This window comes from Peribacillus sp. FSL K6-1552 (genome assembly GCF_038005205.1).
Classification (GTDB): Bacteria; Bacillota; Bacilli; order Bacillales; family DSM-1321; genus Peribacillus; species Peribacillus butanolivorans.
In genome coordinates this window covers 5,444,914-5,457,096 of record NZ_JBBOST010000001.1, presented here as the reverse complement: position 1 = coordinate 5,457,096, position 12,183 = coordinate 5,444,914, and the positions used below count along the sequence as shown (strand labels likewise).

Annotated in this window: 12 protein-coding genes and 1 tRNA gene; 12 read left to right on the top strand and 1 reads right to left on the bottom strand. The window is 39.8% G+C overall.

Annotation, left to right across the window (positions count from 1 at the left end):
• Nucleotides 1-18: 18 nt before the first annotated feature.
• The 4 genes from rapZ to NST21_RS26245 all read left to right on the top strand — a co-directional run bounded on the left by rapZ (nt 19) and on the right by NST21_RS26245 (nt 3,196).
• The gene (rapZ, locus tag NST21_RS26260) at nt 19-921 is read left to right on the top strand and encodes an RNase adapter RapZ (RefSeq protein ID WP_056524506.1); all 903 of its coding nucleotides are present in this window, start codon (nt 19-21) and stop codon (nt 919-921) included.
• Nucleotides 911-1,897, top strand: coding sequence for a gluconeogenesis factor YvcK family protein (locus tag NST21_RS26255; protein WP_340892144.1), 987 nt, complete (start codon nt 911-913; stop codon nt 1,895-1,897). Before rapZ ends, NST21_RS26255 begins: the two co-directional genes overlap by 11 nt.
• 67 nt (nt 1,898-1,964) lie before the next feature.
• Nucleotides 1,965-2,918 (top strand): DNA-binding protein WhiA, encoded by a 954-nt coding sequence (gene whiA, locus NST21_RS26250; RefSeq protein ID WP_340892142.1) that lies wholly within the window; start codon nt 1,965-1,967, stop codon nt 2,916-2,918.
• Between the two features lie 20 nt (nt 2,919-2,938).
• On the top strand, nt 2,939-3,196 hold the full coding sequence (locus NST21_RS26245; protein ID WP_053348612.1) for an HPr family phosphocarrier protein: 258 nt from the start codon (nt 2,939-2,941) through the stop codon (nt 3,194-3,196).
• A 97-nt stretch (nt 3,197-3,293) separates the two neighbouring features.
• On the opposite strand, the gene clpP is transcribed toward NST21_RS26245, so the two are convergent.
• The gene (gene clpP, locus NST21_RS26240) at nt 3,294-3,899 is read right to left on the bottom strand and encodes an ATP-dependent Clp endopeptidase proteolytic subunit ClpP (protein WP_053348613.1); all 606 of its coding nucleotides are present in this window, start codon (nt 3,897-3,899) and stop codon (nt 3,294-3,296) included.
• Between the two features lie 299 nt (nt 3,900-4,198).
• On the opposite strand from clpP, the gene NST21_RS26235 reads away from it, so the two are divergent.
• From NST21_RS26235 to gpmI, 8 genes are all read left to right on the top strand, one after another.
• Nucleotides 4,199-4,270: transfer RNA gene (locus tag NST21_RS26235), tRNA-Arg, on the top strand.
• A gap of 329 nt (nt 4,271-4,599) precedes the next feature.
• On the top strand, nt 4,600-5,937 hold the full coding sequence (gene rpoN / locus NST21_RS26230) for an RNA polymerase factor sigma-54 (protein WP_340892139.1): 1,338 nt from the start codon (nt 4,600-4,602) through the stop codon (nt 5,935-5,937).
• A gap of 14 nt (nt 5,938-5,951) precedes the next feature.
• Nucleotides 5,952-6,194, top strand: coding sequence for a glutaredoxin family protein (locus NST21_RS26225; RefSeq protein WP_235566054.1), 243 nt, complete (start codon nt 5,952-5,954; stop codon nt 6,192-6,194).
• 139 nt (nt 6,195-6,333) lie between these two features.
• Nucleotides 6,334-7,368: a sugar-binding transcriptional regulator gene (locus NST21_RS26220; RefSeq protein WP_057215863.1), complete on the top strand. Its 1,035-nt coding sequence runs from the start codon at nt 6,334-6,336 to the stop codon at nt 7,366-7,368.
• A gap of 32 nt (nt 7,369-7,400) precedes the next feature.
• The gene (gene gap, locus NST21_RS26215; protein WP_053348615.1) at nt 7,401-8,408 is read left to right on the top strand and encodes a type I glyceraldehyde-3-phosphate dehydrogenase; all 1,008 of its coding nucleotides are present in this window, start codon (nt 7,401-7,403) and stop codon (nt 8,406-8,408) included.
• 248 nt (nt 8,409-8,656) lie between these two features.
• Complete coding sequence (locus NST21_RS26210; RefSeq protein WP_098177241.1) at nt 8,657-9,841, top strand: phosphoglycerate kinase; 1,185 nt, start codon at nt 8,657-8,659, stop codon at nt 9,839-9,841.
• 46 nt (nt 9,842-9,887) lie between these two features.
• On the top strand, nt 9,888-10,649 hold the full coding sequence (gene tpiA, locus NST21_RS26205; RefSeq protein ID WP_340892135.1) for a triose-phosphate isomerase: 762 nt from the start codon (nt 9,888-9,890) through the stop codon (nt 10,647-10,649).
• Nucleotides 10,642-12,177 (top strand): 2,3-bisphosphoglycerate-independent phosphoglycerate mutase, encoded by a 1,536-nt coding sequence (gene gpmI, locus NST21_RS26200; protein WP_340892133.1) that lies wholly within the window; start codon nt 10,642-10,644, stop codon nt 12,175-12,177. The genes tpiA and gpmI overlap by 8 nt, the downstream gene beginning before the upstream one ends.
• The last annotated feature ends 6 nt before the right edge of the window (nt 12,178-12,183 follow it).

Below are 12,183 nucleotides of genomic sequence, written 5' to 3'. Positions count from 1 at the left end.
ACATGGGGGCGGAGAAAAATGAGTACAGGGCAGATGAATGAAACGCAATTGGTCATCATAACTGGAATGTCAGGAGCAGGAAAGACAGTGGCGGTTCAAAGTTTTGAAGACCTCGGCTTTTTTTGCGTCGATAATTTGCCGCCCACTTTATTGCCAAAGTTTTTGGAGTTAATGAAGGACTCTGGGAATAAGATGAATAAAGTAGCACTTGTTATGGATTTACGGGGGAGAGAATTTTTTGATTCCTTATTTCTTGCTTTGGACAAATTAACAGAAACATCATCGGTCTCACCAAGAATTCTTTTTCTTGAAGCTGATGATGATTCCTTGGTCCGTCGATATAAGGAAACGAGAAGGACCCATCCATTAGCTCCATTAGGCCGGCCATTAGAAGGTATTAAAATGGAACGGGAACTCTTGGATGAACTAAAGGGAAGGGCTCAATTGATTTTTAATACTTCACAGCTGAAGCCACGTGAATTAAGGGAAAAAATCGCTTCAGAATTTTCAACGGATAAAAGTGTAGGATTTACAGTCAATGTCATGTCCTTTGGGTTCAAGCATGGTCTACCTATAGATGCAGACCTTGTGTTTGATGTACGTTTTCTACCCAATCCGTACTATATTGACCACATGAGGCCAAAGACGGGGTTGGAGCAAGAAGTATCTAGCTACGTTTTAAAATGGAGTGAGACACAAAAGTTTTTAGAAAAGGTAACAGATCTGCTTACCTTTATGCTTCCATATTATAAGCGTGAAGGGAAAGCTCAACTTGTTATTGCGATTGGGTGTACAGGAGGTCAGCACCGTTCTGTAGCATTGACAGAGTATATTTCGAACTACTTCCAAAAGGAATACAGGGTTCAGGTGTCTCATCGAGATATCGAAAAAAGTAAGGGGAAAGTAAAAGATGTTAAATAAAAAGAACCGGCCTAAAGTTGTGATCATTGGAGGGGGAACCGGCCTTCCGGTTTTATTAAGAGGATTAAAGAAGCATCCAGTGGATATAACAGCAATCGTTACGGTAGCTGATGATGGTGGAAGTTCAGGGCGCCTTCGTGAGGACATGGATATCCCCGCACCTGGTGATATTCGTAACGTTCTTGCTGCATTGTCAGATGTAGAGCCTCTTGTTGAGCAAATGTTTCAGCATCGCTTTCAGAGTAAAAATGAGTTGTCCGGGCATTCGTTGGGGAATCTGATTCTCGCTGCTATGACCTCATTAACGGGAGATTTTGTCCATGCAATCCAGGAAATGAGTAAATTCTTGAATGTCCGGGGTAAAGTACTGCCAGCTGCCAACCAAAGTGTGGTTCTCCAAGCGGAAATGGATGATGGATCGATTGTTACTGGAGAATCCAAAATCCCCTTTTCAGGAAAGAAAATAAAAAAAGTATTTCTGTCGCCCCAACATATAAAGCCGCTCAGTGAAACTCTCCAAGAAATCAAGCAGGCAGATCTTATCGTCATCGGTCCAGGAAGCTTATATACTAGCATTCTGCCTAATCTACTTGTTCCAGGTCTTGGTGAAGAAGTAGGCCGCTCTAAGGCGAAGAAAGTGTACATTTGCAATTTAATGACACAAGCAGGCGAGACGCTGGATTATAGCGCAAGCGATCATATAAAAGCTATATATGATCATATGGGAAATGCATATATTGACAGGATACTTGTTAATAATGAGGAAATACCGTTTGAAATTCAGGAACGTTATAAAGCTGAATATGCCAAACCGGTTGTGTACGATGTGGAAAGTTTAAAAAGAATGGGTCTTGAAATCATACAAGAACGCATTTTTAGCTATGAAGGTAATGTAATACGCCATGACACTAAAAAAGTGGCAGATTTGCTTTATAATATGCTGGTAAATGAAACGAAAAGTCATATAGTTCCGTAGATATAAGTGGAGACTGCTTTTTGACTAATAAAAAGAGATTACCTGCGTTCGATTGGGGGTGAAATGGATGTCTTTTGCTTCAGAAACAAAAAAAGAGCTTACTACATTGGAAGGAAAGGATTGTTGCGGAAAAGCAGAATTGTGCGCACTTATCCGGATGAATGGATCCCTTTCATTTTCTAATCGGAAGCTTGTTGTGGATATTCAAACTGAAAATGCAGCGATTGCCAGACGGATTTACACGCTGTTGAAAAAAAGTTATGAGGTCCAGGTCGAGCTGCTGGTTCGTAAAAAGATGAAGCTTAAAAAGAATAATGTTTATATTGTCAGGATGTCATCTGGAGGGCAGCGGATTTTAACCGATTTAGAAATTTTAGGCGAAGGCTTTGAAATTCTCCATGCTATATCCGATACTATTGCTGGGAAAAAATGTTGTAAGCGTTCATATCTAAGAGGTGCATTTCTTGCGGGAGGTTCGGTTAATAATCCGGAAACGTCTTCCTATCATCTTGAGATTTTCTCACTTTATAAAGAGCACAATGATGCGCTTTGTGAGCTAATGAATAAGTTTGGTTTAAAGGCTAAGACGCTAGAACGTAAAAAAGGGTATATCATTTATTTAAAAGAAGCCGAAAAAATTGCTGAGTTTTTAAGTATTGTGGGAGCTCATTCAGCTTTATTAAGGTTTGAGGATGTAAGAATTGTCCGTGATATGCGTAATTCCGTAAATCGCCTTGTGAATTGTGAAACAGCTAATTTGAACAAAACGATTGGGGCCTCATTGCGTCAGGTTGAAAATATCCATTACATTGAGGATACGGTAGGATTAAATATTTTACCAGATAAGCTTCGGGAAATTGCGGAGCTAAGGATAGCATTTCAGGATATAACCTTAAAGGAACTTGGAGAAATGGTATCAGGAGGAAACATCAGTAAGTCGGGGATTAATCATCGGTTGCGAAAAATTGATGAAATAGCTGATAGACTCCGTGGAGGAGAAGCTATTGCTGCGAAAAAATAAAGCTAACAGGGGAGATCAAGATGGTGGAAAAACAGGTAGAAGTACGACTAAAAACAGGTTTACAAGCACGACCGGCGGCTCTTTTTGTTCAAGAAGCTAACCGCTTTCATTCAGATGTTTTCCTTGAAAAAGAAGGAAAAAAAGTGAATGCAAAAAGTATTATGGGATTAATGAGTCTTGCCATTAGCTCTGGCGTGTCCGTCAAGCTTATTGTTGAAGGCCGTGATGAAAAAGAAGCAATAGAGGCATTAGAAGAATTCGTACAGCAAGAAGGATAAAATAAGAGGATGCCAACAAGCATCCTCTTAAAGTTTTCACATAAAAGAAAAAGGACTCAAAAGTCGCTTTATGCTACTTTCGAGTCCTTTAGTTTTATTATTTGTCTTTTTTATCTTCAAGATTGCTACGAGTGATGACTTTGTCAATCAAGCCATATTCAAGAGCTCTTTCAGAGGTCATGAAGTTATCGCGTTCTGTATCTCTTTGAAGGACTTCTATAGGTTGTCCAGTACGTTCTGCTAGGATTTGGTTTAATTTGTCTTTCAAGTGAAGGATACGGCGGGCTGCAATTTCAATTTCCGTTGCTTGACCTTGAGCTCCTCCAAGTGGTTGGTGAATCATGACTTCACTGTTTGGCAGGGCATAACGTTTGCCTTTTTCACCAGCAGCCAATAGGAATGCGCCCATAGAAGCAGCCATACCAATACATACAGTTGATACATTTGGTTTAATATATTGCATTGTATCGTAGATAGCCATACCAGATGTGATGCTTCCACCTGGGCTGTTGATATATAAAGTAATATCTTTTTCAGGATTTTCTGCTTCTAAAAATAGTAATTGAGCAACAATAGAATTGGAAACATTGTCATCAATTGCGCTTCCAAGCATAATGATCCGGTCTTTTAATAAACGGGAATAAATATCGTAGGCACGCTCCCCACGACTTGTTTGTTCGATAACTGTAGGAATTAAATTCATGTTCATTTCCTCCTTCGATTAAGAGAATCATTTAAATTCTTTATGTATGTATGATACACTTTTTGGTCAATTTAGGTCAAACAAAACAAACCCTATAATTGATAATTTGTTCGACAATTTTCTAGCTAAGTCTCCTTCCTAATTAAATTTATTAATAATTATGCCGCACAGGGATGAATTTCCACATTACCCATAATACCCAAAAGCCGAAGTTTTAAACCTGATAACCCTTGCAAAGGAAGGCATTCTATCATATAATGAAGTCTGTCGAAAAAATATAGTAAATGATCTTCTATTTCGCCCTCGTAGTGCAACGGATAGAACGCAAGCCTCCGAAGCTTGAAATGCAGGTTCGATTCCTGCCGAGGGCATTACCAATCTCCCGCTTAATTAAGTGGGGGATTTTTTATTTGTCATTTTTAAGTGAAGGCATCCGATGGATCCAAGCGATTTTTGATGAATTTAATCGATTTCCGTAAATTTCCATCGAATTATGTAATGTCACCCTCTTTTGGATAATATTAGTCATAACCCTTGAGAAATGTTGATTTCTCAATAAAAGTAGTTGTGAAAATCGCATTCCTGACATATAGTATTTAAAACAAATACACTATTCAGAAAAAAACGTAAGCGTTTTCATGGGTTTTTGTGTAGAATTTTCTCCTGATAATGTAAAATGGAATGGGGGAGGGATGAATCGATGAGTATGAATATGAAAGCAGGACTTTTTCAACAGCAAACATTAAAATTGGCAATGACCCAGGAGCTGATGCAAGCTATTACATTGTTGCAGTACTCCGCACAAGAGCTTTCCGCTTTTTTAGAAAATAAAATGGTGGAAAATCCATTACTGTCCCTAGATCAGCCAACATCCGCTTTGTTTCAGCCAACCCTTGACCGGAAAAAGGGTAAACGAACTCTTAAAAATACGTATGATGCCAATTATTGGATTGAACAAATCAGTGAAGATACCCTTTCACTTGAACAGCATGTCATGTCGCAAGTGAATCACCAGCAACTTTCTGGTGAGCAGCAGAAGGCGATGTTGCTCTTAATTCATAACCTTGATGAAAACGGTTACTTGCGAATCCAGCTAGAAGATATATGTGTTCCGGGGATATCTTCAGTCGTTTTAGAAGAGAGCCTACGACTTTTACAGCAACTCGAGCCGCATGGGCTTGCAGCGAGGAATCTTCAAGAATGTCTTTTACTTCAGGTAAAAGCAGAAGGTGTGAATCTGCTGGCAGAATCGATCATAGAAAACCATTTCCTCGATTTTGCTGAAAAGCGGTGGAAAGACTTAAGTAAAAAAATTGGCGCTACAATGAAGGAGATTCAAGAAGTTTTTGATTATGTCCAGACATTGAATCCGCGTCCTGCTTCACTCTTTTTTCAGGAAAAACCATCCTATATTGTGCCGGATGTAGTCGTGGAAGTTCGTGACGGAATCCTGCTTGTCGGGAATTATGATGGTAACACACCCAATCTTAACGTGGATAAAGGGTATTTAAACAGAATGAAGAGTCATAAGGACCAGGGAGTGCAACGTTTTATCCAGGATAAGTGGCAAGAATACCAATGGATCTCAAGAGGGATTCAACAGAGAAAAGAGACTATATTGAAGGTTATTCAGTGTATAGTCGAAAAACAACCAGCGTGCTTTCATCACGGTTTAAATTATTTAAAGCCGATGACCATGAAAGAAATCGCTGACGAGCTTGGCATACATGAGTCCACAGTAAGCCGGGCTGTTAAAGGGAAATACGTGCAGACACCATTTGGTACGATAGAGATGCGGGTATTTTTCACTACTTCTTTACAATCTGTCGGCCTTGATGAAGATATGTCGGGCATGCAAGCAAAAAAAAGCCTCCAGGCAGCAATCAATAGTGAAAATAAACAAAAGCCGCTTTCGGACCAGGACTTGGCTGAACGTTTAAAAGAGGAGAATGGAATTATTCTGGCACGTCGAACTGTCGCCAAATACCGGGAACAATTAGGGATTCCTTCTTCATCTAAACGAAAAAGATATGATTGAAAAGGATGAGTGATTTGGAATCAAATGTGTTTGTTTTATACAGCAGGGAAAAATGTCCATTATGTGAAAAGGCCAAACAGATTCTTGAAGAGATTAAATTTGAATCAGGTATAGTATATACGGAAATTGATATCTATTCTGATGATGCTTTACTTGAAAAGTTCGGGCTTATGATTCCTGTTATAGAATGGAAAGGTAATATAATTCAATTCGGAAATGTTGATAAATCAGCTTTAAATAGGCTTGTGGAAAAATAATTTTTCAAATCATTTGAAGAAACATTCCGTTCCTGCTAGAATAAAATATGTAGCAGGAATATTTTTTTGTTTTAAGTGGGACATTAAATGACTATACGGGACAAAAAGTGTCCAACTTTAACTTTTAGGAGTTTTAAACATGCGTACATTACTCGAGGTACAAAGAAAATTATTACCTGATTTCCTTATGGTTATGCAAAAAAGATATGATATCCTGCGTTATATCAATATGATGCAGCCAGTTGGAAGGCGAAGTCTGGCAGTTAGCCTTAATTTGACGGAGCGGACGCTAAGAGGTGAGGTTGATTTTCTGAAAAGTCAGAACCTGATAAATATATTCAGTTCTGGAATGACTCTCACTGATGAAGGGATGGAGATCCTGGATAAGTTAGAAGGAATAATGCGTGAAGTAATGGGTATAGACATAATGGAACGGAAGTTGCAGGACATATTACAAGTTGATGAAGTCATCATAGTCTCTGGTAATTGTGATGAAATTCCATGGGTGAAAAAAGAATTGGGCAAAGCGTGTGCAAACCGTATGAAACAAGAGTGGGAATCAAAGAATACCATTGCTGTTACAGGTGGATCAACAATGGCCGAAGTAGCTAATTCTTTGTCACCTGATGAAGCGTCAAGGAAATTGACATTTGTCCCTGCTCGCGGCGGAATTGGTGAAGCTGTACAGAATCAAGCTAATACCATTGTAGAGAAAATGGCACATAAGACGCATGCCTCGTACCGAGTGTTATATGTACCTGATCAATTAAGCGGTGAGGTATATGCTTCCTTTATGAAAGAACCTGCAATTAAAGAAGTCATTTCCCAAATCAAGTCAGCCGATATGATTATCCATGGAATTGGTGATGCTTTGGCAATGGCTAAAAGAAGAAATTCTACACCAGAAATGTTAAAGAAGCTGATTGATGGAAATGCTGTAGGAGAAGCATTCGGTTATTATTACGATGAAAACGGAAAAGTTGTCCATAAAGTTTTGACTGTCGGCATTCAATTAGATGATCTTAGCCCTGAAAAGCGAGTGATTACTGTAGCAGGTGGGAAAACTAAAGCAAAAGCAATCCGTTCATATATGAAAGGCGCACCTTCATCGACGGTTTTAATCACGGATGAAGCGGCAGCACAAGAGTTAATTCAGGGGAATTATACCCCTTAATATATTTGCGAACTTAAAAGGAGGAATTTTTCATGGCAGTAAAAGTTGGAATTAATGGTTTTGGACGTATTGGACGTAATGTATTTCGGGCAGCATTGAGTAATCCTGAGGTAGATATTGTAGCTATTAACGACTTAACAGATGCTAATATGTTAGCGCACCTTCTGCAATATGATTCAATTCATGGCTCTCTTAATGAAAAAGTAACAGTGGATGGGGATTACTTAGTTGTTGATGGCCATAAAGTTAAAGTATTGGCTGAACGTGATCCTGCACAGTTAGCATGGGGAGAACTAGGAGTAGAAGTAGTTGTAGAATCTACAGGACGTTTTACAAAACGTTCCGATGCTGCTAAACATTTAGAAGCTGGCGCGAAAAAAGTTATTATTTCAGCTCCTGCATCTGATGAAGATATCACGATCGTTATGGGTGTAAACGAAGACAAATATGATGCAGAAAACCACCACGTTATTTCAAATGCTTCATGTACGACGAACTGTTTAGCTCCATTTGCTAAAGTGCTTCATGAACAATTCGGAATTAAACGCGGTATGATGACTACAGTTCACTCTTATACAAATGATCAGCAAATACTTGATTTGCCTCATAAAGATTATCGTCGAGCACGTGCAGCGGCTGAAAATATCATTCCTACAACAACTGGGGCAGCAAAAGCTGTTGCACTTGTTCTTCCTGAACTTAAAGGGAAATTGAATGGTATGGCAATGCGTGTACCTACTCCAAACGTATCTGTAGTCGACCTTGTTGCAGAGCTTGAAAAAGATGTAACAGCTGAAGAAGTAAATGCAGCATTTAAAAAAGCATCAGAAGGAGAACTAAAAGGAATTCTTGATTACAGTGAACTTCCTCTAGTATCAGGTGACTATAACGGTAACGCATCATCTTCTACAATTGATGCTCTTTCCACGATGGTAATGGAAGGAAACATGGTAAAAGTATTATCTTGGTATGATAATGAAACAGGATATTCTAGCCGTGTTGTAGATTTAATTGACTATTTGGCTAAAAAAGGATTGTAATTAGAATATTAAAAAAAACCTCACCAAGGTGAGGTTTTTTTAATAACACCTCTAAAAAAACTTGGCAGAAGATGATATTATTAGTAAGTCATTAAACAGTCAAGCGTTTACATTTCTTGTTTTTGGATAATTTCCTGGAAACCGACTATAATGAAAAAGAGAAAAGGGGAGTTGGGATATTTACCCTCTCCCTTTTTGACTAAAAGAATCAAAAATATGATAACAATATCTAAGGGGGTTCTTGGATTATGAATAAAAAGTCGATTAGAGATATTGAATTAAAGGGGAAACGCGTATTTTGCCGTGTTGATTTCAACGTTCCGATGCAGGACGGAAAGATTTCGGATGATACGAGAATCAAAGCTGCACTGCCGACGATTTCCTATCTGACAGAACAAGGTGCTAAAGTTATTTTAGCCAGCCACCTTGGTCGTCCAAAGGGACAAGTTGTTGAAGAATTGCGCTTAGCTCCTGTTGCGGAAAGACTAAGTGAACTTAGTGGAAAAGATGTACAAAAGGCTGAAGAAGCTTACGGGGAGTCAGTTCAATCAATCATTGATAACATGGGAAATGGCGAGATTCTATTATTGGAAAACGTTCGTTTCTATCCTGGTGAGGAGAAGAACGATCCTGAATTAGCGAAGTCATTTGCTGCATTGGCTGATGTTTATGTAAATGATGCTTTCGGAGCTGCGCACCGTGCACATGCTTCAACGGAAGGGATAGCCCATCATCTTCCTGCTGTTGCTGGATTGTTAATGGAAAAAGAGCTTGCGGTATTAGGAAAAGCTCTATCCAATCCAGAACGTCCTTTTACAGCTATAATTGGGGGAGCAAAGGTAAAGGATAAAATAGGTGTTATCGAGAACCTGTTGGAAAATGTCGATCACTTGATTATTGGTGGTGGATTAGGTTATACATTTATTAAAGCGCAAGGTCATGAAATCGGTAATTCTTTATTAGAAGAAGACAAAATCGAGCTGGCTAAATCTTTCATTGAGAGTGCGAAAGAAAAAGGTGTACAACTGCATTTGCCAATTGATGCTGTTGTAGCAGCAGAATTTTCACCTGATGCAGAAGCCCAGAATGTCGATATTGATGCTATCCCAAATGATAAAATGGCGCTTGATATTGGACCTAAAACAAGTGAATTATTCGCAGATGTAATCAAGGGCTCTAAGCTAGTAATTTGGAATGGACCAATGGGTGTATTTGAATTCGATAAATTTGCGAATGGAACGAGAACTGTTGCTGAAGCATTGGCGGAAGCAAAAGATACTTACAGCATTGTAGGCGGAGGGGATTCTGCTGCAGCTGCTGAAAAGTTTGGCTTAGCAGAAAAGATGTCCCATATATCAACTGGTGGCGGTGCTTCTCTTGAGTTCATGGAAGGCAAAGAGCTTCCTGGCGTAGTAGCCTTGAACGATAAATAAGAGTGAACCGTTAAAAATATCAACTTTAGAAGGGATGAGAAACCAAATGCGAAAACCGATTATTGCAGGAAACTGGAAAATGAATAAAACACTATCTGAAGCGACTGCCTTTTTAGAAGAAGTGAGCAATTTGATTCCGAAGCAAGATTTAATCGAGTCAGTTGTATGTGCTCCAGCTTTATTTTTGGATCAACTTGTTAAAGCAGCAAAAGGAACCGATGTGAAAATCGGGGCGCAAAACATGCATTTTGAAGAAAGTGGTGCCTTCACTGGAGAAATCAGCCCAATCGCGTTAGCTGATCTTGGTGTTTCATATGTCATTCTAGGTCATTCTGAACGCCGGGAAATGTTCAACGAAACAGATGAAGCTGTAAATAAAAAAGCTCATGCTGCTTTTGCAAATCAGTTAACGCCTATCGTCTGTTGTGGTGAAACACTGGAGCAGAGGGAAGCTGGAGAAACGAATAATTTCGTTGGTAGCCAGATTGAAAAAGGCCTTGCGGGGCTATCTGATGACCAATTGAAACAAGCCGTTATTGCTTATGAGCCGATTTGGGCGATTGGAACAGGGAAATCTTCATCTGCTCAGGATGCAAATGAAGTTTGCGCACATATCCGCTCAGTTGTTGCTGATAAGTTTTCTAACGAAGCAGCGGCAGCCATCCGCATTCAGTACGGCGGCAGTGTGAAGCCTGAGAATATCAAAGAGTATATGGCACAGCCTGATATTGACGGTGCATTGGTAGGCGGGGCAAGCTTGAAAACCGATTCCTTTTTACAATTGCTGGAGGCTGGTCACTATGAGTAAGTCGCCTGTGGCACTTATCATCTTAGACGGTTTTGGTTGCCGCAATGAAGAAGAGGGAAATGCTGTTTTTCATGCAAAAAAACCGAACTTTGATCGTTATTGGGACCAGTATCCGCATTCCCATTTAACTGCAAGCGGGGAAGCTGTCGGCTTGCCTGCTGGTCAAATGGGGAACTCTGAAGTGGGTCACTTGAATATAGGGGCCGGACGGGTCGTTTATCAAAGTCTGACCCGTGTGAACCTAGCAATTCGTGAAGGAGAGTTTGCAGAAAACCAAACTTTTCTTGATGCCATGAACCATACCAAGAAAAAAGGTACAGACCTTCATCTTTTTGGTCTCCTTTCAGATGGCGGTGTGCACAGTCATATTGAACATATGTATGCCCTGCTGAAATTGGCGGCTAAAGAAGGAGTTAAAAACGTATATGTTCATGCATTTTTAGATGGACGGGATGTTGGACCGAAAACGGCACAAGGTTATATTAAGGATGCGGAAGCGAAAATGAAGGAAATTGGTGTTGGTCAGTTCGCGACCATATCCGGACGATATTATTCCATGGACCGTGATAAACGCTGGGAGCGTGTGGAAAAATCCTATCGTTCAATGGTGTACGGTGATGGACCTGCTTACCCTTCTGCGATGGAATGTGTAGAAGACTCTTACGAACATGGTATTTTTGATGAGTTCGTGATACCTTCAGTCATTACAGCGGATGATGGGAAACCGGTAGCGACAATAAAAGATGATGATGCGGTTATTTTTTATAACTTCCGTCCAGACCGGGCAATTCAGATTTCAAATACGTTTACGAATAAGGATTTTCGATCATTTGACCGTGGTCCTGGTCATCCGAATAACCTGCATTTTGTCTGCTTGACACATTTTTCAGAAACAGTTGACGGATATGTTGCTTTTAAGCCAACAAATCTTGATAATACATTAGGGGAAGTACTTTCTCAAAATCAACTAACCCAGCTTCGCATTGCTGAAACTGAAAAGTATCCTCATGTGACATTTTTCATGAGCGGCGGACGTGAAGAGAAGTTTCCTGGAGAAGAGAGAATTTTAATTAATTCTCCGAAAGTTGCTACATATGATTTAAAGCCAGAAATGAGTGCTTATGAAGTGACGGATGCGTTGTTGGAACAAATTGAGGCGGACCGCTTTGATGCTATTCTTTTGAATTTTGCCAACCCGGATATGGTCGGCCATTCAGGGATGCTGGAGCCGACTATTAAAGCGATTGAAACCGTGGATGAGTGCCTAGGTAAAATTGTCGATCTAATCGTCTCAAAAGGTGGAACAGCAATCATAACCGCTGACCATGGGAATGCTGATGAAGTTGTAACGCTTGAAGGCAACCCCATGACAGCCCATACAACAAATCCTGTGCCTGTCATTATCACTAAAAATCAGGTAACATTAAGAACAGGTGGTATCCTAGGTGATTTAGCTCCAACGATGCTTGATTTGCTTGGAGTCGAAAAACCTGTTGAAATGACAGGGAAATCCCTATTATCTAAATAAAATTGT

Coding starts and splice junctions, on each gene's coding strand:
- rapZ (WP_056524506.1), top strand. CDS start 19: ATGAGTACAGGGCAGATGAATGAAACGCAATTGGTCATCATAACTGGA.
- NST21_RS26255 (WP_340892144.1), top strand. CDS start 911: ATGTTAAATAAAAAGAACCGGCCTAAAGTTGTGATCATTGGAGGGGGA.
- whiA (WP_340892142.1), top strand. CDS start 1,965: ATGTCTTTTGCTTCAGAAACAAAAAAAGAGCTTACTACATTGGAAGGA.
- NST21_RS26245 (WP_053348612.1), top strand. CDS start 2,939: ATGGTGGAAAAACAGGTAGAAGTACGACTAAAAACAGGTTTACAAGCA.
- clpP (WP_053348613.1), bottom strand. CDS start 3,899: ATGAATTTAATTCCTACAGTTATCGAACAAACAAGTCGTGGGGAGCGT.
- rpoN (WP_340892139.1), top strand. CDS start 4,600: ATGAGTATGAATATGAAAGCAGGACTTTTTCAACAGCAAACATTAAAA.
- NST21_RS26220 (WP_057215863.1), top strand. CDS start 6,334: ATGCGTACATTACTCGAGGTACAAAGAAAATTATTACCTGATTTCCTT.
- gap (WP_053348615.1), top strand. CDS start 7,401: ATGGCAGTAAAAGTTGGAATTAATGGTTTTGGACGTATTGGACGTAAT.
- NST21_RS26210 (WP_098177241.1), top strand. CDS start 8,657: ATGAATAAAAAGTCGATTAGAGATATTGAATTAAAGGGGAAACGCGTA.
- tpiA (WP_340892135.1), top strand. CDS start 9,888: ATGCGAAAACCGATTATTGCAGGAAACTGGAAAATGAATAAAACACTA.
- gpmI (WP_340892133.1), top strand. CDS start 10,642: ATGAGTAAGTCGCCTGTGGCACTTATCATCTTAGACGGTTTTGGTTGC.